General features: G+C 73.5%; 15 protein-coding genes. 8 read left to right on the plus strand and 7 right to left on the minus strand.

The genetic code is table 11. The features are described from left to right. Window positions 1-15 precede the first annotated feature (15 nt). The 3 genes from hydA (at window position 16) to Sdi02f_RS00910 (ending at window position 4,094) form a co-directional block, all read left to right on the plus strand. The gene (hydA, locus tag Sdi02f_RS00900; protein ID WP_030404581.1) at window positions 16-1,419 is read left to right on the plus strand and encodes a dihydropyrimidinase; all 1,404 of its coding nucleotides are present in this window, start codon (window positions 16-18) and stop codon (window positions 1,417-1,419) included. Window positions 1,420-1,430: 11 nt separating this feature from the next. Continuing rightward, the gene (locus tag Sdi02f_RS00905) at window positions 1,431-2,453 is read left to right on the plus strand and encodes a TIGR03842 family LLM class F420-dependent oxidoreductase (protein ID WP_031084500.1); all 1,023 of its coding nucleotides are present in this window, start codon (window positions 1,431-1,433) and stop codon (window positions 2,451-2,453) included. A gap of 111 nt (window positions 2,454-2,564) precedes the next feature. After that, on the plus strand, window positions 2,565-4,094 hold the full coding sequence (locus Sdi02f_RS00910; protein WP_031084501.1) for an NCS1 family nucleobase:cation symporter-1: 1,530 nt from the start codon (window positions 2,565-2,567) through the stop codon (window positions 4,092-4,094). Here the strand turns inward: Sdi02f_RS00910 and Sdi02f_RS00915 are convergent. The 7 genes from Sdi02f_RS00915 to Sdi02f_RS00945 all read right to left on the minus strand — a co-directional run bounded on the left by Sdi02f_RS00915 (window position 4,091) and on the right by Sdi02f_RS00945 (window position 17,975). Continuing rightward, a complete protein-coding gene (locus Sdi02f_RS00915; protein ID WP_030404584.1) occupies window positions 4,091-4,750 on the minus strand; it encodes a membrane protein in 660 nt (219 codons plus the stop codon). The two genes, Sdi02f_RS00910 and Sdi02f_RS00915, sit on opposite strands and share 4 nt — an antisense overlap. A gap of 132 nt (window positions 4,751-4,882) precedes the next feature. Then, a complete protein-coding gene (gene lplAB, locus Sdi02f_RS00920) occupies window positions 4,883-5,947 on the minus strand; it encodes a lipoate-protein ligase LplAB (protein WP_030404585.1) in 1,065 nt (354 codons plus the stop codon). 55 nt (window positions 5,948-6,002) lie between these two features. Beyond that, window positions 6,003-7,052, minus strand: coding sequence for a YihY/virulence factor BrkB family protein (locus Sdi02f_RS00925; RefSeq protein WP_031084505.1), 1,050 nt, complete (start codon window positions 7,050-7,052; stop codon window positions 6,003-6,005). Between the two features lie 104 nt (window positions 7,053-7,156). Beyond that, window positions 7,157-8,602 carry an MFS transporter gene (locus Sdi02f_RS00930; protein ID WP_030404587.1) on the minus strand — a complete coding sequence of 482 codons (1,446 nt, stop codon included), beginning with the start codon at window positions 8,600-8,602 and terminating at the stop codon, window positions 7,157-7,159. A gap of 364 nt (window positions 8,603-8,966) precedes the next feature. Next, the gene (locus tag Sdi02f_RS00935) at window positions 8,967-9,944 is read right to left on the minus strand and encodes a HAMP domain-containing sensor histidine kinase (RefSeq protein ID WP_030404588.1); all 978 of its coding nucleotides are present in this window, start codon (window positions 9,942-9,944) and stop codon (window positions 8,967-8,969) included. Between the two features lie 128 nt (window positions 9,945-10,072). Next, window positions 10,073-16,987, minus strand: a complete 6,915-nt coding sequence (locus Sdi02f_RS00940) for a glycoside hydrolase domain-containing protein (RefSeq protein ID WP_108932905.1) — start codon at window positions 16,985-16,987, stop codon at window positions 10,073-10,075. A gap of 145 nt (window positions 16,988-17,132) precedes the next feature. Continuing rightward, window positions 17,133-17,975 carry a helix-turn-helix transcriptional regulator gene (locus Sdi02f_RS00945; RefSeq protein ID WP_108932514.1) on the minus strand — a complete coding sequence of 281 codons (843 nt, stop codon included), beginning with the start codon at window positions 17,973-17,975 and terminating at the stop codon, window positions 17,133-17,135. 358 nt (window positions 17,976-18,333) lie between these two features. Between Sdi02f_RS00945 and Sdi02f_RS00950 the strand changes: the two genes are divergently transcribed. From Sdi02f_RS00950 to Sdi02f_RS00970, 5 genes are all read left to right on the plus strand, one after another. Then, window positions 18,334-19,272, plus strand: coding sequence for an SDR family oxidoreductase (locus Sdi02f_RS00950; RefSeq protein ID WP_108932515.1), 939 nt, complete (start codon window positions 18,334-18,336; stop codon window positions 19,270-19,272). A 172-nt stretch (window positions 19,273-19,444) separates the two neighbouring features. Continuing rightward, window positions 19,445-21,283 (plus strand): gamma-glutamyltransferase family protein, encoded by a 1,839-nt coding sequence (locus Sdi02f_RS00955; protein ID WP_108932516.1) that lies wholly within the window; start codon window positions 19,445-19,447, stop codon window positions 21,281-21,283. 127 nt (window positions 21,284-21,410) lie between these two features. After that, complete coding sequence (locus Sdi02f_RS00960) at window positions 21,411-22,256, plus strand: inositol monophosphatase family protein (RefSeq protein ID WP_030404593.1); 846 nt, start codon at window positions 21,411-21,413, stop codon at window positions 22,254-22,256. 110 nt (window positions 22,257-22,366) lie between these two features. After that, window positions 22,367-23,776, plus strand: coding sequence for a phytoene desaturase family protein (locus tag Sdi02f_RS00965; RefSeq protein ID WP_030404594.1), 1,410 nt, complete (start codon window positions 22,367-22,369; stop codon window positions 23,774-23,776). A 34-nt stretch (window positions 23,777-23,810) separates the two neighbouring features. Then, entirely contained in the window at window positions 23,811-24,320 is a 510-nt protein-coding gene (locus tag Sdi02f_RS00970; protein ID WP_108932517.1) for an O-acetyl-ADP-ribose deacetylase, read from the plus strand. The last annotated feature ends 44 nt before the right edge of the window (window positions 24,321-24,364 follow it).

Below are 24,364 nucleotides of genomic sequence, written 5' to 3' on the forward strand. Positions count from 1 at the left end.
GGAGGGAACAGCAGCATGAGCAGCCGTACCGTCATCCGCGGCGGCCTCGTCGTCACCGCCTCCGACGAGATCCACGCCGACGTCCTGATCGAGGACGGCCGCGTCGCCGCCCTCGCCGCGACCGGCACCCCGGCGGCCGAGGCGTTCAGCGCCGAGCGGGTGATCGACGCGAGCGGCAAGTACGTGATCCCGGGCGGCGTCGACGGGCACACCCACATGGAGATGCCCTTCGGCGGCACCTACGCCGCCGACACCTTCGAGACCGGCACCCGCGCCGCCGCCTGGGGCGGCACCACCACCATCGTCGACTTCGCCATCCAGAGCGTCGGCCACTCCCTGCGCGAGGGCCTGGACGCCTGGCACGCCAAGGCCGAGGGCAACTGCGCGATCGACTACGGCTTCCACATGATCGTCTCCGACGTGAACCAGGAGACGCTCAAGGAGATGGACCTGCTGGTGGAGGAGGGGGTGACCTCCTTCAAACAGTTTATGGCCTACCCCGGAGTCTTCTACTCCGACGACGGCCAGATCCTGCGCGCCATGCAGCGCGCCGCCGAGAACGGCGGCCTGATCATGATGCACGCCGAGAACGGCATCGCCATCGACGTCCTCGTCGAACAGGCCCTCGCCCGCGGCGAGACGGACCCGCGCTTCCACGGCGAGGTCCGCAAGGCCCTCCTGGAGGCCGAGGCCACCCACCGCGCCGTCCGGCTCGCCCAGGTCGCCGGCGCGCCGCTGTACGTCGTGCACGTCTCGGCCACGGAGGCGGTCGCCGAGCTGACCCGGGCCCGCGACGAGGGCCTGCCCGTCTTCGGCGAGACCTGCCCCCAGTACCTCTTCCTGTCCACCGACAACCTCGCCGAGCCCGGCTTCGAAGGCGCCAAGTACGTGTGCAGCACGCCGCTCAGGCCCAGGGAGCACCAGGCGGCCCTGTGGCGGGGGCTGAGGACCAACGACCTCCAGGTGGTCTCCACCGACCACTGCCCGTTCTGCTTCAGCGGCCAGAAGGAACTGGGCCGCGGCGACTTCTCAAAGATCCCCAACGGCATGCCGGGCGTCGAGAACCGCATGGACCTGCTCCACCAGGCCGTCGTCGACGGGCACATCAGCCGCCGCCGCTGGATCGAGATCGCCTGCGCCGGCCCGGCCCGGATGTTCGGCCTGTACCCGAAGAAGGGCACCATCGCACCCGGCGCCGACGCCGACATCGTCGTCTACGACCCGCACGCCGAGCAGGTCCTGTCCGCCGAGACCCACCACATGAACGTCGACTACTCCGCCTACGAGGGCAGGCGCGTCACCGGCCGCGTGGAGACCGTGCTCTCGCGCGGCGAACCCGTCGTCACCGAGCGGGAGTACACCGGACGCAAGGGCCACGGCGTCTACACCCCGCGCGCCACCTGTCAGTACCTGAACTAGGAGCGGTGCCCATGGACTTCGGAATCGTCCTGCAGACCGACCCGCCCGCCTCCCGCGTCGTGGAGCTGATGAAACGGGCCGAGCACAACGGCTTCAGCCACGGCTGGACCTTCGACTCCGCCGTGCTGTGGCAGGAGCCGTTCGTGATCTACAGCCAGGTGCTGGCGCAGACCAGCACCCTGAAGATCGGTCCGATGGTCACCAACCCGGGCACCCGCACCTGGGAGGTGACCGCCTCCACCTTCGCCACCCTCAACGACATGTTCGGCAACCGCACCGTCTGCGGCATCGGCCGGGGCGACTCCGCGATGCGCGTCGCCGGCCGCACGCCCAACACCCTCGCCCGGACGAGCGAAGCCATCAAGGTCATCCGTGCGCTGGGCAGGGGGGAGGAGGCCGACCTCGGCGGCGGCACCGTCGTGCGGTTCCCCTGGGTCAAGCCCGGCGCCTCGGTCCCCGTGTGGATGGCCGCGTACGGTCCCAAGGCCCTGAAGACGACCGGCGAGGAGGCCGACGGCTTCATCCTCCAGCTCGCCGACCTGTACCTCACCGAGTACATGGTCCGGGCCGTCCGGGACGCCGCCGAGGCCGCCGGGCGCGACCCGTCCGAGGTGACGGTCTGCGTCGCCGCCCCCGCCTACGTCACCGCCGACGACTCGCCAGAAGCCCTCGCCCACGCCCGCGAGCAGTGCCGCTGGTTCGGCGGCATGGTCGGCAACCACGTCGCCGACCTGGTCGCCAAGTACGGCGCCCACACCGGCGCCGTACCCGACGAACTCACCGACTACATCAAGGCTCGCCAGGGCTACGACTACGCCCACCACGGGCGCAGCGGCAACCCCGACACCCAGTTCGTGCCGGACGAGATCGTCGACCGGTTCTGCCTGATCGGACCGGCCGAGAAGCACATCGAGAAACTCAAGGCCCTGCGCGCCCTCGGCGTCGACCAGTTCGCGCTGTACGACATGCACGACGCGCAGGAAGCCGTGATCGACACCTACGGCACGAAGGTCATCCCGGCCGTCAACGCCTGACCCTCTCCTCCGCCCGCCCCGCACTGCGGGGCGGGTCCCAGGGCGCACCCGCGTACCCCCCTCGGCACCGCCCGCACGGCCTCTCCCGTCCACCGCATGATTGGCCTGCCCATGACCGACACCGCGCCCACGGCCATACCGCCGTCCGCCCAAGTCACCCTCCCCGACGGGCGCGTGGAGCTCGCCCCGGGCTCCCCGCCGCCGAGCGGCCCCTACGCCAACGAGGACCTGCTGCCCGTCCCCGTCGAGGGGCGCACCTGGACCACGTACAACTTTTCCGCCCTGTGGGTCGGCATGGCCCACAACACGGCCTCCTGGACCCTCGCGTCCGGTCTCATCGCGGTCGGCATGGACTGGAAGCAGGCGGTGCTCACCATCGCCCTGGCCAACCTGATCGTGCTCGCCCCCATGCTGCTCACCGGGCACGCCGGTCCCAAGTACGGCATCCCCTTCCCGGTGTTCGCCCGCGCCTCCTTCGGCATCCGGGGCGCCAACCTCCCCGCCGTCGTACGGGCGTTGGTCGCGTGCGGCTGGTTCGGCATCCAGACCTGGATCGGCGGCGAGGCGATCTACTTCCTGGCCGGCAAGCTGATCGGCGACGGCTGGACCGGCGCCGCGACCGTCGGCGGCCACGCCTGGACCATGTGGCTGTCGTTCGCGCTCTTCTGGGTGCTCCAGGTCGCCATCATCTACCGGGGCATGGAGACCATCCGCCGCTTCGAGAACTGGGCGGCGCCCTTCGTCCTCGTCGGCGCGTTCGTGATGCTGTGGTGGATGGCCGACAAGGCGGGCGGCCTCGGCCCGCTCTTCGACCAGCCCTCGAAGCTGGGCTGGGGCGGCGACTTCTGGAAGCTGTTCTGGCCCTCGCTGATGGGCATGATCGGCTTCTGGTCCACCCTCTCCCTCAACATCCCCGACTTCACCCGCTACGGCAGGAGCCAGAAGGCCCAGACCCGCGGCCAGGCCCTGGGACTGCCGACGACCATGACCCTGTTCGCCTTCCTGTCCGTCATGGTCACCTCCGGCTCGCAGGCGGTGTACGGCGAACCGATCTGGGACCCGGTGCAACTCGCCGCCAAGACCGACAACGCGGTGGGTCTGCTCTTCGCCCTGGTGACCGTCCTGGTGGCGACCCTGTCCGTGAACATCGCGGCCAACCTGGTCTCCCCGGCCTTCGACTTCTCCAACGTCGCTCCGCGCAGGGTGAGTTTCCGGGCGGGCGCGCTCATCACCAGCGTCCTGGCGGTGCTGATCCTCCCCTGGAAGCTGTACTCCGACCCGCAGGGCTACATCTTCACCTGGCTCGGCCTGGTCGGCGGCCTGCTCGGCACGGTGGCCGGCATCCTCATCGCCGACTACTGGATCCTGCGCCGCGCCCGTCTCCACCTCGTCGACCTGTACCGCAGGGGCGGCCGCTACTGGTACGGCGGGGGCTGGAACTGGCGGGCCGTGCTCGCCTTCGCCGTCGGCGGCGTCCTGGCCGTCGGCGGCGCGGACTTCCACCCCCTGGTCGACGGCCGCCCCGTGCCCTTCCTCGAACCGCTGGCCGACTACGGCTGGGCGGTGGGCCTGGGCACGTCCCTGGTGCTCTACCTGGCACTGATGCTGCTGCCCGCGACCCGTCCGGCCGCGCGCCCCTAACCGCCCTGCAAGGCGGCCACCGCCTCCTTGGCCGCCTTGATGGCACCCTTGTTGATCTCGTCCGTGCCGGGGGCCTTTTTCGACTCGAAGTCACTGCCGTTGTACGTGATCACCACCAGCGCGTTGGCGGCGCGGACCAGGACGGTGCCCTCGCGGGTCTGCTGCTTGTCCTCGGTGGTGAGGTTCACGACGGAGTAGGCGCGGTCGCCGAGGCCCGGCACGTCACCGCCGCCGTCGCGGTCGGCGACCCGCTCCGTGTACGACTTCTGCGCGGCCTCGTCCGTCGCCATCACCTCGAAGGAGACGTCGAGCCAGCGGTACTCGTACCCCTTGAGCGCGTTCCAGGAACAGGTGCGGCGCACCTTGGTGTCCGTGGACGGGATCTCCTTGCCGGCCGCCTCGGCGCCCGGCACCAGCGAGGTGACCGTCTTGCCGGCCAGGGCGTCGCACGGTGCCGGTGCGGTGGCGTACGTCTTCGCCGGCGCCCGGGTGGCCGGCGCGGACGCCGACTTGCCGGTGGTCTCGGGCGGCGGCGTCCCCTCCTTCGCGGCCGGTGACGTGTCCGGCCCGGACGACAGTGCCCAGCCCGCCGTGGCGAGGACGGCGACCGGCGCCAGACGGGCGGTCAGGGCGAGCGGCAGAGGAAGAGAACGCACGGCGCACTTCTCGTGGGGGACGGTGCGGAGGGGGCCCGCACTGCGGACGGGACGCCAGTGTCACACGAGTCCCCGTGGGGCGGAAGGGCGAACTCGGTGCGTGGCCGCGCGGTGACGCAGACGTACCGCCCGCTACGGCACGCGGGCGGTCCACTCCTCGCTGCTGAACTTCGTGGCGGCCAGCTCCTCGGCGCGGCTCATCTCCTGCGGGGTGATGTGCCCCTCGGCGAGGCCGTAGCGGTTGCGGAAGGAGGCGATCATGTTCTGGATCACCTGCTCCCGGGCGAGGCCCGTCTGGCGGCGGAGCGGATCGACGCGCTTCTTGGCGCTCCTGGTGCCCTTGTCGGACATCTTCTCCTTGCCGATGCGCAGGACCTCGAGCATCTTGTCGGCGTCGATGTCGTACGACATGGTCACGTGGTGCAGGACGGCCCCGGGACCGCCGTCGGGTCCGACCATCCGCTTCTGGGCGGCACCGGCGATCTTGCCGGCGTCGGTGGCGATGTCGTTGAGGGGCTGGTACCACGCCTTGATGCCCATGTCGCCGAGGGCACCCAGCACCCAGTCGTCGAGGTAGGCGTAGCTGTCGGCGAAGGAGAGGCCCGAGACCAGGGACTCCGGCACGGACAGGGAGTACGTGATGGTGCTCATGGGCTCCACGAACATGGCTCCGCCGCCGGAGATGCGGCGCACCACGGACACCCCGTGCTTCGCGATGCCCTCGGGGTCCACCTCGTTGCGCAGCGACTGGAAACTGCCGATGATCACGGCGGGCGAGGCCCACTCCCAGACCCGCAGCGTGGGTGCCCGCCGCCCGGCGGCCACCTCGGCGGTGAGGACCTCGTCCAGCGCCATGTGCAGGGCCGGCGCCTGGGGCTCCATGTGGACCAGCTGCCACCGGTGGTCGCTCCATTCGGTCGCGTGGCCCAGCGCCCTGCGGACGGCGACGCCGATGCCCTCCGCGGTCAGCCCGAGCATCACCGTCGACTCCGGCAGCGCCGCCGTGACACGGGCCGCGAGACCCGCGGCGTCGGTGGAGGCGGGGGCGCCCTCCAGGGCCTCGTTGATCGAGACGAGCGCCTCGTCGGGCTCCAGGAAGAAGTCCCCGGCGACCGTCACGTCGCGCAGGACCCCTTGCTCGACCTCCAGGTCCACGACGACCAGCTTGCCGCCGGGCACCTTGTATTCGCCATGCACGGCTTCGTTCCCTTCCTCGCGTCCTCCCCACCCTAATCTCACCGCCGGTGACCGCTCAGGTGCCCGTGCCGGGGCCGTCTCCCCGGTGCTCGTCCCAGCTGCCGAAGTCGTTGGGGTGGGTCCCGGTGAACGGCGTGCCGTGGAAGGCGACGCTGATCTTCTCGAAGCCCTTGAAGCTCTCGGCGGTGGCGTACGACCAGTAGGCGAGCCGGTCGGCGTGGGTGAGGCTCACGTTGTCGGTGAACGGGGTGAGCAGGCTCCGGGGCCACAGCCGGTGGGCGCCGACCGCGGCGGCCTCGACCGAGAGGACGAAGATGAGGGCCGCGAGGTAGAGCCAGGTGAGCAGGCCCAGGACGACACCGAACACCCCGTAGGTCGCACTGGCCCCTTTCAGGAAGTGCGAGACGTAGTACGCCCCGCCCCACTGGAGCGCGTGCCAGGCGCAGGCGGCCCCGACGGCGGGAACGAGCAGGCAGCGGGTGCCGACCCGTTTGCGGGTGAGGATGCGGACGACCAGGATCAGCAGCGCGGCGTTGAGGAGGACGACGGCGGCGATCGCGCCCGACCGCGGCCCGAGCCCCGTCCACAGGCCGAACGCGTCCGTGGAGGAGGCGAGGACCGACAGCCCGGTGGTCGCGAGGAGACCGACGGCCAGCAGCCCGATGAAGAAGAACCCCCGCACCCGCGAGTGCAACGGGTTGGGACGGGCGTGCCGGGGCACGGCCCAGACCTTGTTCAGCGCGTGCTGGATCGCCTGGGCCACGCCCAGGCCGCCGTAGAGGCTGCCGACCACACCGACGGCCAGGGCGATCCCGTTGCTGTGGAAGGAGTGGATGTTCTGCTGCAACTGGTGCCCCAGCACGGGAAAGTTCCGCAGCGCGGAGTCGAGCACCTGCTCCCGCAGGGCCGGGTCGTTCTGCAGCAGCGTCGTCAGCGCGGAGACGAGCAGCAGCAGGAGGGGGAAGAGGGAGAAGAAGCCGTAGTACGCGATCAGCGCGGCCAGGTACAGCCCCTGGTCGTCGGCGAACTTGTACACCACGCCCAGCGGCCTGCCGGCCCAGTGGTGCCGTCGCTGAAAGTCGTCGAGACGGCGTACGGCGTCCATGGCCTCTCCCCGGGGGTGTCGTCCTCAGGCTACGGTCCGCGTGATCGCCGGGCCGGACGCGACACCCGGCCCCCGCCGGTGCTCGCCCCGGTGCCCCGAGACCCTCACGCGGGCCGCCGGGGCGGGCCGGGAGAGGACGCCGCGATGCGCTCGGTGGACGCCTGGGCGGTGGCCAGGTCACGGGGGTAGGTGCGCATCGCGACCAGACCGAGGAGGCCGGCGGCGATCACGGTGAGCAGGAAGAAGAGCAGGGTGTACTCCAGGCCGGCGCCCTCCTGCCCGCCGGGGCCGCCGAAGACGCTCGCCGACAGGTAGCCGAACAGGACGGGTGCCGCGGCCTCGCACAGGGTCCGCAGCATCGTCCGTACGCCTTCGCCCGTGCCCCACAGGTACGGCGGGAGGATGTCGAGGCGGGCGGCGTCCAGCGGCGGGTTCGCCGCGCCGAGGAACACCGTGCCGGCCACCAGCAGGGGCAGGGCCAGGGCGAGGGAGGTGGCGTGCAGGGCGGGGGCGAGCAGGACCGGCACCGTCAGCATGCACACGGTCGGCACCAGGGTCCGGGCGTTGACCCGCCCGCCGCGCAGCAGCCGGTCGGCGATCCGTCCCCCGGCCAGGATCCCCGCCAGGGCGCCGAGGCCCGCGACGAGGACCAGGGAGGTGGCCACGGAGGTCGTCACGTGGAAACGGTGGGTGGCGTAGAGCGTGGCGAACGAGCGCAGTCCGGCGAAGTAGAAGTAGCCCAGCGCGGACGCCAGGATCAGCACGAGATTGGTGCGGACCCGCAGGATGTAGCGGACGGACCACAGCGTGGACCTCCGGCGCGGGTCGCGGTCCAGGACGAGGTTCTCGTGCGGGGCGACCCGCGCGTGGCGCACGGCCCGCTCGGCCGGTTCACCGGTGCCCCGGGTCCGGACCGCCTCCCGGCGGGACTGCCCGCCCCGCTCCGGCTCGGGAAGGCGGCGCACGAACCACACGACCACCGCGGCCGGAACGACCAGCCACCAGAAGGCGAAGCGCCAGGACAGGGCGGACCCGATCGTGCCCGACAGGGCGAAGCCGAGACCGGTCCCCACCAGCTCCCCGGCGAGGACGAGCCCGTACAGACGGGCCCGGTCCCCGACGGGGAAGAAGTCGCCCACCAGGGACGCGACGGTGGGTCCGGCCGTCGCGCTCACGGCGCCCAGCGCCGCCCGGGAGACCAGCAGCCAGCCGTACGAGTCGGCGGCACCGGCCAGGGCCGTCGCCACGGCCCACAGGACGATGCTGACGGCGAGCAGCCGGGTGCGCCGGACCCGGTCGGTGAGCAGACCCACCGGCACGGTGAAGGCCGCACCGGTCAGCGCCACCACCGTGACCAGCAGCCCGATCTGGGTGTTGTCGATCCCGAACGCGGTCTTGAGCTGGGGAGCCATCGCGGACACCGTGCCCTTGTCGGCACCGTCCACGGCGAGGACGGCGGCCAGGGTGAGGACCACCCGGGACCGGGCGGGCCCGCCCAGGAGCCGGGAGACCCGTCCCACGACGGCCTCGGCCCGACGGCGCGGCCTCACCGGTCGCCCTCCGGCCGCGCGGTGGCGCCGTCCACGGTCAGGCCGCTGCCGTGGCCCGGCCCACTCCGGCGGGGCCACCGGTCACCACGGCGACGGTGCGGCCCGTCCTGCTCGGCATGAGTGATCCGTCTCCTCGCTGCGGGGACCGGCCGCCGATCGCCGGCCGGGGTATGCGCCGTACCCGAAACCGGTGCGCCCGCAAACGGATCGCCGGGGGAAGGGTGAAAACCGGGGGACGGGGGCGCGACGCGCGACCGGGCCCGGCCGGGGCGAGCGACGGCCGGCGGGTGGGGACAGGGCTCCCACGGGGCTCCCGTCCGGCGGGCGGGGACGGCGCACCCGTCCCGGCGGTCAGCCGACCCGGTCAGCCGACCCGGTCGGCCACCCGGTCGATCCGGTCGGTCACGGGCACGGTCAGCCGCACCTCCGTACCGCCCCCGCGCACCGGGCCGACGGCCAGGTCCGCGCCGATCAGCAGGGCGCGTTCGCGCATGCCGCGGATCCCGGCCCCCTCGGCCGTGTCGCCGGAGCCGTCGAAGCCCCGGCCGTCGTCGCGCACCCGGAGCTCGACGGCGTCCCCGGCCCGTCGCAGGGTGAGCACCACCAGGCGGGCCCCGGAGTGGCGGGCCGCGTTGGTCAGGCCCTCCTGGGCGACCCGGTACAGGACGAGGTCGGCGTTGTCGCCGAGGGCGGGCAGGCCGGAGGCGATGTCGTGGCGCACGGTCAGCGAAGGGCCGGTGAACTCGTCCGAGAGCGACCTCAGGGCGCTGCTCAGCCCCAGCTCCTCCAGCACTCCCGGGAGCAGCCGGCGGGCGATGCGGCGGATCTCGTCCAGGCTGGCCCGCGTGGTCTCCTGCACCTGCGCGAGCTGCTCGCGCACCTCGTCGGGCGCCTGGTCCGCGACCCGCTTGAGGTCCAGCAGCACGGCGGCGAGGGTCTGCCCCACCTCGTCGTACAGCTCCTGGGCCACGCGGTGGCGCTCCGACTCCTGAGCGCTCAGGGTGCGGGCGGCGCTCAGCGCGCGTTCGGCCTCCAGCCGGTCGAGCATCGTGTTGAAGGTCGTGATCAGCTCGGCGATCTCGCCGTCGCCGTCGACCTTCGGCCGGACCCGCGGGCGCAGCAGGTCCGTCGTCGTCATGGCGCGGGCGAGCTGCCGCAGCGGACCGAGACCGATGCGCAGCAGCACGACGTTGGCGACCAGGATCACCACCAGCCCCACGGTGAGGATGGCGGCCTCGGTGAGCAGGACGGGCGTCGACACGGTGACCGGTCCCAGCAGCAACGCGGTCGCGGCGATCAGCACCACCGAGTTGAACAGCGAGATTCTCCAGAACAAGGGCACCGCAGCAGCGTCGGCGACACGCGGCACGCAGTCCATCGGTTCCGGCACCCATTTCGGCCGCCCCCGGACACCCCCCTCGACCGGTGCCACGGGTCAAGGGGGGTGCGATCAGCGGAGGGCCGGTGCGGTCACCTCACCCCCTGGGCCCGGGGCATGCCACCGCGCGCCGCCTCCCACTCCCGGGCCGACGACCACAGGCCGCCGCCCGTGCCGCCGTCACCGCCGTGCCCGTCGGAGGCGGTCCACCACGGGGGGAGGCGGTCCGTCGTCCACCGGAAGCCGACCGTGTACGTCCGGGTGTACGCGCCGTTGGCCGAGGTCACCGTGATCGTGCGGGTGGTCAGCCGGGAGCGGGACGACGAGAGCGTGTCACTGCCGTCGGTGACCTTCACCCGCGCGCCCGGCCCGGCCGCCTCGGCGCCGACGGACGGGACCCTCCCGTGCCGCGGCCAGTCCACGACGTACGTGCTCACGTCCGGGTCGAACCCCTCCAGCGGGACCCCGCCCACGGTGATCGCGGAGGCGTCGGCCCGGCTCGCCCTCGTGGCGTCCGGGACGTCGGTCACGGTGACCGACCCGTCGGCGTTCACCCGCACGTCGGCCGCCATCGCCGCCGCGAGGTTGATCCGCTGCCAGCCCGGCCCGCCGGACGCGGTGAGGTCGAGCGGGTACCCGGAGTCCGTCGCGGTCTGCTCCAGGACCTGGGCGCGCTGCTCGGCGGTGAGGTCCGGGAAGGCCGTGATCAGCAGCGCCGCCGCGTCGGCCGGCACGTCGAGGGCCTGTCCGCCCGCGCCGGTCCGGGAGAACCCGTAGGTCAGACGCCGCGTGTACAGGTCCACGTCCTGCGCGGTGCTCAGCCCGGCGTAGGGTTCGCCCGCGCAGGCGGTGAGCGTGTCGCCGTAGCCCTCCTCCTCGCACCGCGCGAGCAGTACGCTCTCGATCTCGGTGTGCGCCTGCCGCAGCAGTTCCGCGAACGCGGGGTCGGCCCAGCGGTGCGCCACCGTCGCCTGCGCGGTGATCCGGCCGCCCATGACGTCGAGCGGGTAGTGGAACCCGAGGACGATCCGGTTGTCCCCGTACTCCGAGGTGCGGGCGAGGATCGACGGTGCCAGGTCGGGCAGCAGCGTGGCGAGGATCGTCCCGGCCTCGTAGCCGCCGTAGGTGTGGCCGCTCGGGTAGGAGCCCTGCCCGGCGAGGCCGCTGTACGAGCTGTCCTGCGACTCGTAGACCGCGCCGCCGTCCCCGGCGAAGCCGAGTCGCACGTACGGGCGCAGGTACTGGTAGTGGTTCTTCGCCGTGTCGTGGGTGTCGAGGTTCTCGGTGACGCGGGAGAACAAGGCCTTGGTCTTGGGCAGCAGGCCGTCCTCGAGGGCGGCGCCGTACAGCGGACCGAGCCGGGAGCCGAGTCCGTCGGCCATCGTGACGGTGGCGCTGTGGGACGCGTCCACCTCGGCCCGGTCGACCTGCTCCCGCGTCGCCGCGTTGTTGATGCCGACGGTGATCGTGTCGTTCTCCGCCGTGGGCGAAGTACCCTCGGTGTACTTCGTGTTGGCGCCCAGGGTGCCCGGGCCCAGGTCGTCGAAGCCGCTGAGGAGCCGGGTGAACCAGTCGCTCCCGTCGTCGGTGGCGGGCCACGCGTCCGACGGGTAGGCGGCGTCGAGCACGTCGTCCGGGAAGGGGGACGGCTCGTACTCGGCGGGGCCGGAGGCGGCCGCGGCCGCGGTCCTCGGGCCGGGGGAGCCACCGGAGCCGGAGACGCCGGCCAGGGTCACCGCGGTCACGGTGGCGGTGTGGGCCTTCGCCCGGCCCGCGGTGGTGAGCAGCGCCGTGCCGGACGTGCCGGGCACGTGCGTGGTGGTTCCGTCGTCGAGCGCCACGGTGTAGCCGATCACCGGGAAGCCGCCGTCCCCGGCCGGCCGCCAGCTCACCCGGACCCGCTTGCCGTCGGTGACCACGCCGGTCACGGTCGGCGCCTGGGGCCTGTTGTCACCCGCGACGGCGGGCTGCGTCGGCGCGCTCCAGGGGGAGTCGCCGAGGGCGTTGACCGCGCGGACCCGCGCCGTGTACGACGTGCCGTCCTTCAGCCGGGCGAAGACCGTGCTGCGGCTGTCCGGGTCGGCGATCTCGACCTGGTGGCCGTCGCCGAGCGTGACCTCGTAGCCGGTGACCGGCGAACCTCCGTCGTCCCCGGGCGCGGACCAGGTGACCTTCACACTGGTGCCGGAGGAGGTCGCCGACACGGCACCGGGCGCGGCCGGCACGGTCCTGCGCTTCGTGGTGAGCGCCCTCATGGCGTCGTCGAGGGCCGCGTGGCGCGCGGTGAGCGTCCCGTCCGTGGCCGCGTCGTCCGCCACGGTCGTCCTCGCCGCGGTGAGCGCGGTGGTGAACGCCGTCCAGGATGCCTGCGTGTAGCGCTCGTCGGTGAGGGCGGAGGCGGTGGCCACGAGGTTCTCCAGCCGCAGCCGCGGCAGGGGGACCAACTGGTTGGCGGCCAGGGTCAGGCTCCGCGTCCGCAGGTCCGCTTCGAGCTGCGTGGCGTCCCCGGCGGCGAGCAGGTCGCGGGCGGCGGCCAGTTCGCGCCGGAACACGCCGAAGTCGACGGTGCCGTACCGGTCCGCGTCCTCGGACAGCCCCGCGTACTGCTCGACCGCCTTCCGCAGGGCGGACAGGTCCGTCTCCGCGGGCGCCCGGACGTCGGCGAAGGTGACCTGGCCGAGGTTGGCGACGTAGGGGTGCGAGGAGTCCGCGCGGGTCGTCAGCCGCAGGTGCACGGCGTGCGTACCGGTGACCGGCTCCGGCAGGGTGAGGCTGGTCGTCCCTCCCGACGACCACGAACTGCCCGTGACCGGAAGGGGAACGGTCGCGTACGGCGTGCCGGGGTCGTCCGCGTCGAAGGAGTCCAGGTAGAGCTGGACGGCGGAACCGGTGCCGCACCGGGCGGAGTTGTTGACGTAGGTGAGGGTGAGCGTGTTCTTGGGGGAGTCGCCGAAGTCGACGTCCCCGTAGTCGAGCCAGGCGCCGTCGTAGGTGCCGCCGAGGCTCGTGGCCGACCCCGCGCCGGTCCAGGTGGCCGGCTCGCTCTTGAGCCCGCCCCCGCTGCTGCCCCGGAACGCGGTGGCGTCGAACACCACGGGGGCGTCCGCCTGCCGCGTCAGGGCGAGCGAGTGGACGTTGGCGACGTAGGGCTGGGCGTCGGTCTGGGTGCTCGAGGCGAAGACGGCGAACACGTCCTGGGCGCCGCCGAAGACGCCCGGGTCGATCCGTACGCTCGTGGTGGCCACGGTGCCCCAGCCCGAGCCGGTGTACGCGAGGGGGATGTCCACCGCCGTCGGACCGTCCTTCGCTCCCAGGCGCAGCTCGATGTGCGAGTCCTGCGCCGCGCGGGAGCGGGGCTTGTCGTAGCTGACGGAGACGGTGTCGGCGCCGTCGCCGAGGTCGGTGTCCCGCCACTCGGCCCAGGCACCGTTCGTCACGTTCTCGAAGACGCCGCCCGAGAGCTTCAGGGGCAGCGAACCGTCGCCGGTCGCCGTGGCGTTGGCCGTGGTGAGGGTGGCCAGGGTCGTGACCGGGGAGGACGCGGCGAGGTCCTCGGGCGAGAACTGGTACCAGTCGAAGTTCGACACCCACTGCCGCCCCGACGGGGCGTGGAACACGAACGTCGCGCCCGCCGCGTCCAGCAGGGCCCGCGGGTCGGTGACGGCTGCCCGGACCGTGGTGTAGTACTGCCAGCCGCCGGTCCCCGGCAGGGAGACGGTGGCGACGACCGGGCCGTCGGCGTCACCGGCGTGGACGTCGACGCTGCTCGGTTCCGCGGTCGGCGCCTGCGCGTTGGCGTAGCGCACGGACACGCTGCGCGGGGCGACCCCGCCGAAGTCGAGGCCGGTGTACTGCTCCCAGGCGCCCTCGGTGACGCCGCCGAGGTCGCCGTCCGAGTAGTACGCCTCCTTCACCAGGCTCGGACCCTCCATCCGGTCCGGGTCCTCGGCCTGGAGGACGGCGTAACCGCCCTCGTCCAGGGTGAGCGCGTCGATCGCCGACCGCAGCGCGTCGTGCGCCGCCATGAGCGTGCCGGTGGGCGAGTCGGGGTCGGCGAGGACGGTCCGGGCGCGTTCCAGCGCCGTACGGAACAGGCCGTAGGAGCCGTCGGAGTAGTTGCCCTCCCGGACGAGGGACGCCTCGTCGACGAGGGAGCCGAGGGTCCCCCGGTGCACCGCCGCGGCCGAGAGCAGCAGCGGGTCCGTCACGGACACGCCGGTGCCGGTCACCGTCGAGGCCGGGACGCCGCGCGGGAAGGCGCGGTCGCCGAAGACGATGCCGAGCCGCGCGTCGGTCCTCGTCGTGCCGGTGAGCCTCAGCGACGCCGTGCGCCTGCCGGTGACCCGGAGGTCGGCCTCGACCCCCTCCGGGAGGCCGGTCACGCTCGCCGCGCCGGTCCCGGTGAGGCTGGTCCCCGTTCGCGCGGTGAACGACGCCCTGCCGGACAGGCGCAGCCCGATGCTCGCCTTCACGGCGCCGTCGGCGGCGGTGCCCACGGACTCCGGGCGGGCGGAGACGACGGTCGTGCCCTTGCCGGGGCCGGAGCCGCCACCGTCGCCGCCCTTGTCGGTGCTCAGCGAGTAGGCGGGCTCGGTGCGGGAGCCCCAGGACGACGGCTTGGAGCCCATGTCGAACTCCAGGGTGCCGCCCGCGACGATCTGCGCGTAGTCGAGCCAGGTGTTCGAGAACCGCTTGCCGTCGAGCGTCGCGCGCTGCACGTAGTAGTCGCGCGGCGAGACGCCGTCGGCCTTCACGGTGAACGTGGCGCCGTTGGCGTAGCTGATCGTCGTGGAGTCGAAGAACGGGCTGCCGATCTGGAACTGGCTGGAGCCCGCGGTCACCGGGAACAGCCCGAGGGCGGCGGCGACGAACATCGTCGACATGGTGCCGGCGTCGTTGTCCATGGTCGGCAGGAAGCCGTCCGGTGCCAGTTCGTACGCCTTGGTCTTCACCGGCGGCCGGAACTCGCCGCCGGAGCTGGGGGCTTCGTCCGTGGAGCCCGTGGCGATGTAGCGGTTCCAGGTCTCGCCCGTGTAGATGGCCCGCACCCACTTCTGCGTCAGTGCGGGCTCGCCGACGTAGTTGAACAGGTAGGGGGCCTGGAGGTCGATCTCGTTCGCGTTGGAGTGCAGCATCGTCGAGCCGTCGTCGGCGTCGGAGTCCTCGCCGAACATGTGCCGGATCGCCGCCCGGCCGGCCTTCTCGCCGCCCATGGCCTCGATGAGGCCGCCCATGTCGTACGCGTCGTACCAGTGGTACTGCCACAGGGTGCCCTGGTAGAGCCGGGCCTCCTCGAACTTCTCGTAGTCGACGTCCTGCCAGTCGCCCTTGCCGTCGCGCGGCGTGAGCAGCCCCACCCCGGTGCCGTCGGCCGCCGTCCAGGCACCCGGCCTGACCAGGTGGTCGATCGCCATGGTCGCCTGCTCGCGCAGCTTGTCCGCGTCCGCGTCCTTGCCGAGCGCGTCGGCGATCACGGACAGCGCCCACTGGTCGTAGCCGCGCTGGACCGTCGTGCCGGGATCACCGGTGACGTACCCCTGCCGCAGCTCGGTCCCGGTGTAGTGGCCGGTGTACGACTTCAGCGCGGGGTACGCCTCGTCGAGCCGGTCGAAGTCCTTGAACCCCTTCGACAGCGCGTCCGCGATCACCACCGCCGAGCGTTCCCAGCGCACGGTCGGCACCGAGTGGGTGAGACTGCCGAGGCTCTTGCCCGAGGCGTGCGCGTCGGCGAAGAGGACGATCGCGGACTGCACCATGTCCCGGTACGTCGCCGGGTCGATGTAGGCCTCCACGGAGTACTTGCGGAAGTCGTCCCAGGTGGACCAGCCGTCGTAGTACGTGAAGCCGTTCGCCTCGTGCACGGCGCCGTCGGCACCGCGGTAGGTGCCGCTGGTGCTGGTGGCGTTCACCGGCAGCGCGTACATGCGGTACAGGTGCGTGTAGAACTGCTTGGTGAGCGTCGCGTCCGGGTCGGCCTTCTTCGACGCCTTCACCGCGACGGCGCCGAGCGTGCGGTTCCAGTCCGCCCTCGTCCGCTCCCGCACCTCCTCGAAGCCGCGGCCGGCCACCTCCCTGTGCTGGTCGACGGCGGCCTGTTCGGCGCTGATCGGCGACAGGGTGACGCGCAGTTCGACGTCGTCGCCGTCGGCCGGGTCGAAGCCCAGGACGGCGCCGGTGTCGGTGCCGCTGCGCGCGGTCGCGTCGCCGAGCGCGCCGTCGTCGCCCCAACTGCGCAGCGAGGTCACGGGGACGTTGGTGGTGGCGTAGTAGTACAGGCGGTACGAGGCGCCGTTGAACGACCCGGCGACGAGCCCGCTGAGCGCGGTGGTCCCGTCCTTCAGCTTCGTCGCGTCCAGGGTCGCGCGGGTGCGGCTGGTGAAGTTGTTGGCGAGGTCGAGGACGAGCTGGGGCCGCGCACCCGTGGGGAAGCGGTACCGCTGGAGCGCCGTGCGGGTCGTCGCGGTCGTCTCGGCGGCGATGGTGCCGGCGGGGGAGCCGAGCCCCACCCGGTAGGAGCCGGGGGACGCGGCCTCGTCGTCGTGGCTGTACGGGTGCGCGTAGCTGCTCGGGGCCGGGCGGCTGTCGTACTGCTGCGAGGTCGGGACGACCAGCAGGTCGCCGCCGCCGCCCGAACCGCCCACGCCGTCCAGGTTGGTGGCGGTGAACCCGGCGATGTGGTCCTCGTCGTAGTCGTACCCGGAGTGGTTGCGGTCCGGGGTGGTCATCGGGTTGACCTTGGCGAGGCCGTGCGGTGCCTGGGCGCCGGGGAGGTCGTTGCCGTCGTCGCCGGCGGTGGACACGAAGGGGTCGACGAGCCGGGTGTAGTCGGTCCCGCCGGAGGCCTCGCCTGCCGCTGGGGAGGGCTTCGCGGCCGGCACGGCGACGGCGCTGCCGCCGCCCGTGAGCGCGGCGAGGCCGAGCGCCCCGGCGAGCACCGCGGCGACCGTGGACCGCAGGGCGCGGGGCCCGGACTGCCGTATCGGCGGTCTCTTGGATCTGTCGGGCATGACGAGCACGGACCCTTCCCTTGTGGACAACGTTGTCAAGCGGCAATCGGAGCGAGCGCTCCGGGGTGAACGCCTCCGCCATCACATAGGGAGAAGTCATACAACGGGGAAACGGAGTTCGTACAGAGTCCGTGCGCGCCGGGCGTCAGCCGACCGCCGGGGTGCCGATGACGGAGAGCAGGCGCAGCTTCTCGTGGCTCCCCGAGCCGGGATCGGCGGTGTAGACGAGCAGGTGGTGCGACTGGTCGGGGTCGACGAGGGACTGGCAGTCCAACTCCAGTTCCCCCACCTCGGGATGGAGGAAGCGCTTGACCCGGCCGGGCCGGACGCCCACCTCGTGCATGTCCCACAGGCCCCGGAACTCCTCGCTGCGTTCGAGGAGGAGACCGGCGTAGTGGGCGGCGCGGGAGTCCTGCCCGCGCAGGGTGACGACCCGGCGCAGTCCGGACGCGAACATCCGGGAGAGCAGGTCGTGGTCCTGCGGCGCGTACAGGGCCCGGGTGGCCGGCAGGGTGAACCAGCGGTAGCCGATGCTCCGTTCCGGTCCGCGGAACCGGGTGGTGTCGCCGGTCAGGGCCACCCCGAGCGGGGACTGGCGCAGGGTCTCGCCGAGTTCGGTGACGATCTCGGCGGGGGTGTCCGCCAGGCGGTCGAGGATGCGCAGCAGGCCGGGGCCGACGTGTTCGCCGGCGGCACCGCGCACGGGCGGCTGGTGGCCGGCCAGCCGGAACAGGTGGTCCCGCTCGTCCAGGGACAGGCGCAGCCCCTGGGCGATGGAGGCGATCATCCGCTCCGAGGGCTGCGGGCCGCGCTCCCGCTCCAGGCGGGCGTAGTAGTCGGCCGACATGTGGCACAGCGCCGCGACCTCCTCCCGGCGCAGCCCGCTGGTCCGGCGCCGGCGCCCGCGCGGGAGCCCGACGTCCTCGGGCTGCAGCAGCGCCCGGCGGCGCCGGAGGAAGGCGGCGAGCCCGGTCCGGTCGATCTCCATGGTCCCTCTCCTCGCGTGCCGCTTCCCCCGGCCCCCTTTCTACCGCCCTCGCGGCACCGCAGCCACGGATCGCCGATCCCCCTCTCCGGCGTCCCGCGCCGCCCCGGCCCACCGGCGAGGGCGGCACCGGCCTGCGACGACACCGCCGAAACGCCGTATCCGCGCCCTCCCGGTCAGTGGATCGGCGGGCCCTGCACCCGGCCGCGGACCGCGGTCACGCTGGACACGGCGACGACACCGCGGCGGCGTGAGGGCCCCAGAGGCGGCAGCGCGGTGACGCGACATCCGAAGGGACGACGCGCGACCGGTGAGTGACGACGCCACGAGTGACGCAACGACACCGCGAGGGAGCGAACCAGTGCCACGCACCGACTTCGACATCACCGTCCCCGACCTGTCCGGCACACGCGCGGTCGTCACCGGCGCCAGCGACGGGATCGGGCTCGGCATCGCCACCCGCCTCGCGGCCGCCGGCGCGGAGGTGCTGCTGCCGGTCCGCAACCCGCGCAAGGGCGAGGCGGCGCTCGACGCCGTCCGCGCCCGGGTGCCCGGCGCGGCCGTCTCGTCGCGCGCGCTGGACCTGTCCTCGCTCGCGTCCGTGGCCGCACTGGGCAGGGCCCTGCTCGCCGAGGACCGCCCGATCCACCTGCTCGTCAACAACGCGGGCGTCATGACACCGCCCGCGCGGCAGACGACCGCGGACGGTTTCGAGCTGCAGTTCGGCACCAACCACCTCGGCCACTTCGCCCTCGTCGCCCACCTGCTGCCGCTGCTGCGGGCCGGCCGGGCGCGGGTGACGTCGCAGCTCAGCGTCGCGGCGAACCGGCACGCCGTCAACTGGGACGACCTGAACTGGGAACGCTCCTACGACGGCATGCGCGCCTACAGCCAGTCGAAGATCGCCCTCGGCCTCTTCGGCGTGGAACTCGACCGCCGCAGCGCGGCCGGCGACTGGGGCATCACCAGCAACCTGTCCCACCCCGGTGTCGCCCCCACGAGCCTGCTCGCCGCCCGCCCCGAAGTGGGCCGCGTGAAAGACACCCCGGGCGTACGCGTCATCCGCGCCCTGTCCTCCCGCGGCATCCTCCTCGGCACGGCCCGCAGCGCCGGGCTCCCCGCCCTGTACGCGGCCACGTCGCCGGAGGCCGAACGCGGCGCCTTCTACGGCCCCGGCGGCCCCGGCCACCTGGGCGGCCCACCGGCCCGGCAGAAGCTCTACAGCCGCCTCCGCAGCCCGGAGGAGGCCCGCCGGGCCTGGGAACGCTCCGAGGAACTGACCGGGGTGCGCTGCGGATGACGGGCGGCCGGATCCGTGCGGGCGACGGCACCGACGGACCCGCGGTTCCGGCGGATCCGGCGGATCCGGCCCGGACGCATGGCCATCGCCCGTGTTCTGCCCGCATACTCCCCACGGTTCCCCTCCGGGCCCGCACGGTCCGGTGGCCGCACGCGAAGAGTCGAGGTCAGGCATGCAGTTCACGACGCGCCCCACCCTGAGCGGCACCTTCGGCATGGTGTCCTCCACCCACTGGCTGGCCTCGCAGTCGGCCATGGCGGTGCTGGAGGCCGGGGGCAACGCCTACGACGCCGCCGTCGCCGGGGCGTTCGTGCTCCACGTCGTCGAGCCGCACCTCAACGGGCCCGCCGGAGAGGTGCCGATCCTGCTGGCGCCGGCGGGCGGCGAGGTACGCGTGCTGTGCGGGCAGGGTGTGGCGCCGGCCGGGGCGGACGTCGCGCACTACAAGGGGCTCGGACTCGGTCTCGTCCCGGGCACCGGCCCGCTCGCCGCCGCCGTGCCCGGGGCCTTCGACGCCTGGCTGCTCCTGCTGCGCGACCACGGCACCCTGTCGCTGGCCGACGTGCTGAAGTACGCCATCGGCTACGCCGAGCACGGGCACGTGCCCGTGGAGCGCGTCGTGGAGACCGTCGGGACCGTACGGGAGCTGTTCGAGACGGAATGGACGTCCTCCGCCGAGGTCTACCTGCCGGGCGGCCGGCCGCCCCGCCCCGGCGAGCTGCTGCGCAACCCCGCCCTCGCCGCGACCTGGCGGCGGCTGCTCGCCGAGGCCGCGGGCGCGGGGGACCGGGAAGCGGAGATCGACGCCGCGCGGGAGGTCTGGCGCCGCGGATTCGTGGCCGAGGCGCTCGTGCGGCAGTCCGGGCGGCCCACCCTGGACACGAGCGGTGAGCGCCACACCGGCACCCTGACCGCCGCCGACCTCGCCGGCTGGTCGGCCCACTACGAGGCCCCGGCGACGTACGACTGGAACGGCTGGACCCTGTGCAAGGCCGGTCCATGGAGCCAAGGTCCCGTTCTGCTCCAGCAGTTGGCGCTGCTGCCGGCCGAACTCCCCGCCTACGGCTCCGCCGACTACGTCCACCTGCTGGTCGAGGGCTGCAAGCTCGCCATGGCCGACCGGGAGGCCTGGTACGGCGACGCGGACGGCGCCGATCGGGTGCCGCTCGACGAGCTGCTGTCCCCGCGGTACAACGCGCGGCGGCGGCAACTCGTCGGTGAGAAGGCGTCCTTCGAGCTGCGGCCCGGCGCACCCGGCGGGCGCACCCCGCGGCTCAGCGCGCACGCCCTCGTCGCCGCCGTGGAGGGGGAGGGGCTCGACGCCCTCGGGGTGGGCGAACCGACGGTCGCCAAGAGCCCGGCCTCCCCGGTGCCGGGGGAGCCGGACGTGGCCGCCGACGGAGGCACCCGGGGCGACACCTGCCACCTCGACGTCGTGGACCGCTGGGGCAACATGGTCTCGGCCACCCCCAGCGGCGGCTGGCTCCAGTCCAACCCCGTCGTGCCCGAACTGGGCTTCCCGCTCGGCACCCGGCTCCAGATGACCTGGCTGGAGGAGGGCCTGCCCAACTCGCTCACGCCGGGCCGCCGCCCGCGCACCACGCTCACGCCGTCGGTCGCGCTGCGCGACGGGGTGCCGGTCATGGCCTTCGGCACCCCCGGCGGCGACCAGCAGGACCAGTGGCAGACGCACTTCTTCCTCGCCGTCGCCCTGCGTGCGCGGGTGCGCGGCGGACTCGACCTCCAGGGGGCGATCGATGCACCGAACTGGCACAATGACAGCTTCCCCGGCTCCTTCTTCCCCCGCGGCATGCGGGCGGGCTCGGTCACGGTGGAGTCCCGCATGCCCGCGGAGGTCGTCGAGGGGCTGCGGCGCCGCGGGCACGACGTGACGGTGGGGGAGGCGTGGTCGGAGGGCCGGCTGTGCGCCGTCGCGCGGGACCCGGAGACGGGCGTGCTGTCGGCGGCGGCGAACCCGCGCGGCATGCAGGGCTACGCGGTCGGCCGCTGACGCGCCGCCGCTGACCCACCGCCGCCGGCGCGCCGCCGTCGGTCCCCGCACCGGGTGTTCGTCGCGATTCCACCCGGAGTTCACCACCCGGGTGGGGATTGTCAGTGGCGCGTGCTCTCATGGAGCCATGATCGAGAACAACGAAACCATCGACGAGTTTCTCGCCCGGCACACCGACGACGTGGAAGAAGCCGTCCGCAAGGCCGCGGCCCAGGAGATCATGCCGCGCTGGCGCCGGCTCGCGGCCCACGAGGTCGACCAGAAGACGGGCCCGCACGACCTGGTGACGGACGCCGACCGCAGGGCCGAGCTGTATCTCACGGAGGTCCTGGCCGGCCTGCTGCCGGGCTCCGTGGTGGTCGGCGAGGAGGCGGTGCACGCGAACCCCGCGTCGTACGACGCGCTGCGCGGCCGGGCGCCGGTGTGGATCGTCGACCCGGTCGACGGGACCCGGCAGTTCGTGCGCGGCGAGGAAGGCTTCTGCACGCTGGTGGCCCTCGCCCACCACGGCGTCGTGCACGCCTCCTGGACCTACGCCCCCGCCGACGACCGGCTCGCCACGGCCGTACGGGGCAGGGGCGCCTTCCTGGACGGCGAGCGGCTGTACGCCGGACCGCCCGAGCCCGGGCGGGAGCTGCGGATCGCCACCTCCCACCCGGACTACACGACGGACGACCAGAAGCGCGACCTGCTCGCCCTGCGCACCCCGGGCGTGGCCCCCCGCCCCTGCGGTTCGGCCGGGCTGGAGTACCTCGCGGTCGCCCGGGGCGCGTGCGAGGCCACCGCCTTCTCCTGGGAGGCGGCCTGGGACCACGCGGCCGGCCTCCTCCTGGTCGAGGAGGCGGGCGGCGCCCACCTGACCCGCACGGGCGAGCCCTTCCGCATCACCGGGGGCAACGACCTGCCGTTCACGGCCGCCCGCGACGCGGCCACGGCGCGCCGGGTGGTGGCGCTGCTGTCGGGCGGGGCGTGACCGCCGCGCGCCGCCGGGGGCGGGGCCCCGCGACCGCGCGCCGTCGGACCCCGGGCCTATCCTGATTCCCAGTGGCCATCGGCTGATGAAGGGGTCCGAAGGTGCCGTCGATGCTCGATGCGGTCGTAGTGGGTGCGGGGCCGAACGGACTGACCGCTGCCGTGGAGCTCGCCCGGCGCGGCTTCTCGGTCGCCGTGTTCGAGGCGCGGGACACCGTCGGCGGCGGAGCCCGCACCGAAGAGCTGACGCTGCCCGGCTTCCGGCACGACCCCTGCTCGGCCGCGCACCCGCTCGGCATCAACTCCCCGGCCTTCCGCGACCTCCCCCTGGAGCGGTACGGGCTGGAGTGGCTGCACCCCCCGCTGCCCATGGCGCACCCCTTCCCGGACGGCTCGGCCGCCGTGCTGTCCCGGTCGGTCGGCGAGACGGCCGCCTCCTTCGGGGCGCGCGACGCGGGCGCGTACCGCAGGCTCGTCGAGCCCTTCCTGCCCAGGTGGGACACGCTCGCCCGGGACTTCATGTCCCTGCCGCTGACCGCGCTGCCCCGCGACCCGGTCACCCTCGCCCGGTTCGGCCTGGCCGGGCTGCCCCCGTCGACGTGGCTGATGCGCCGCTTCCGCGACGAGAAGGCCAAGACCCTCTTCGCGGGGCTCGTCGCCCACGTCATGGCCCCGCTCGGCGGATTCGCCACCAGTGCCATAGGCCTGGTCTTCGCCCTCGCCGCGCACGCCCGGGGCTGGCCCGTGGCCCGCGGCGGCTCCCAGTCGATCTCCGACGCCCTCGCCGCCCACCTCGCGGACCTCGGCGGCACCGTCCACACCGACTACGAGGTCAAGCGCCTCGACGACCTGCCGCCCGCGCGGGCGTACGTCTTCGACACCTCGCCCACGGCCCTGGCCCGGATCGCGGGCCTCGGCAACCACTACGCCGGGTACCGGTACGGCCCCGGCGTCTTCAAGGTCGACTACGCGCTGGACGGCCCCGTCCCGTGGACCGCCGAGGAACCCCGCGGCGCCGGCACCGTGCAGATCGGCGCCGACAGCGCGGAGATCGGCGCCGCCCTCCACGCCGCCTCCGGCACCGGCCGCGCGCCCGACCGCCCCTTCCTCATCACCGTGCAGCCCAGCGTCGCCGACCCCACCCGCGCCCCGGCCGGGCGGCACGTCTTCTGGGCGTACGGCCACGTCCCGCACGGCTGGAGCGGCGACCTCACCGACGTCATCGAACGCCAGCTGGAGCGCTTCGCCCCCGGCTTCCGCGACCGCGTCCTCGCCCGCGCCACCGCCGGCCCGCCCGAACTCGCCGCCCGCAACGCCAACTACGTCGGCGGCGACATCGCCACCGGCGCGGTCAGCGGCCTGCAGGTGCTGCTCCGCCCCAAGCTCTCGCTCTTCCCGTACTCGACCCCGCACCCGGCCGTGTTCATCTGCTCGTCGGCCACCCCGCCGGGCCCGGGCGTCCACGGCATGTCGGGCCACAACGCGGCGAAGGCGGTCTGGCGCAGACTCCGCCGGACCTGACGCCACCCCAGCACCGAGCCGAGCGAGGACCCGCATGCCCACCCTCACCCTCGTCCAGGGCGACATCACCCGCGAACACGCCGACGCGATCGTGAACGCCGCCAACTCCTCGCTCCTCGGCGGAGGCGGCGTCGACGGCGCCATCCACCGGCGCGGCGGCCCGGCGATCCTCGCGGAGTGCCGCAGGCTCCGCGCCGGGCACCTCGGCAAGGGCCTGCCCACCGGCCGCGCGGTCGCCACCACCGCGGGCGACCTGGACGCGCGCTGGGTGATCCACACGGTCGGCCCGGTGTACAGCGGCTCCGAGGACCGTTCCGCTCTCCTCGCCTCCTGCTACCGCGCATCCCTGCGCGTGGCCGACGAGTTGGGCGCCCGCACGGTCGCCTTCCCGGCCATCTCCACCGGCGTCTACCGCTGGCCGCTCGACGACGCGGCCCGCATCGCGGTCGAGACGGTACGGGAGGCCGACACGGCCGTCGAGGAGGTCAGGTTCGTCCTCTTCGACGACCGTGCCCACGAGGCGTTCGCCGCGTACGCCGGCTGACCGCTCGGCCGGGCGGCAGTCCGCGGGCCGGCGAGCAACCCAGA

It is taken from the genome of Streptomyces ardesiacus (assembly GCF_003112575.1).
Taxonomy (GTDB): Bacteria; Actinomycetota; Actinomycetes; order Streptomycetales; family Streptomycetaceae; genus Streptomyces; species Streptomyces ardesiacus.

Coding starts and splice junctions, on each gene's coding strand:
- Sdi02f_RS00945 (WP_108932514.1), bottom strand. CDS start 17,975: ATGGAGATCGACCGGACCGGGCTCGCCGCCTTCCTCCGGCGCCGCCGG.
- Sdi02f_RS00910 (WP_031084501.1), top strand. CDS start 2,565: ATGACCGACACCGCGCCCACGGCCATACCGCCGTCCGCCCAAGTCACC.
- hydA (WP_030404581.1), top strand. CDS start 16: ATGAGCAGCCGTACCGTCATCCGCGGCGGCCTCGTCGTCACCGCCTCC.
- Sdi02f_RS00965 (WP_030404594.1), top strand. CDS start 22,367: ATGCTCGATGCGGTCGTAGTGGGTGCGGGGCCGAACGGACTGACCGCT.
- Sdi02f_RS00940 (WP_108932905.1), bottom strand. CDS start 16,987: ATGCCCGACAGATCCAAGAGACCGCCGATACGGCAGTCCGGGCCCCGC.
- Sdi02f_RS00955 (WP_108932516.1), top strand. CDS start 19,445: ATGCAGTTCACGACGCGCCCCACCCTGAGCGGCACCTTCGGCATGGTG.
- Sdi02f_RS00905 (WP_031084500.1), top strand. CDS start 1,431: ATGGACTTCGGAATCGTCCTGCAGACCGACCCGCCCGCCTCCCGCGTC.
- Sdi02f_RS00970 (WP_108932517.1), top strand. CDS start 23,811: ATGCCCACCCTCACCCTCGTCCAGGGCGACATCACCCGCGAACACGCC.
- Sdi02f_RS00960 (WP_030404593.1), top strand. CDS start 21,411: ATGATCGAGAACAACGAAACCATCGACGAGTTTCTCGCCCGGCACACC.
- Sdi02f_RS00925 (WP_031084505.1), bottom strand. CDS start 7,052: ATGGACGCCGTACGCCGTCTCGACGACTTTCAGCGACGGCACCACTGG.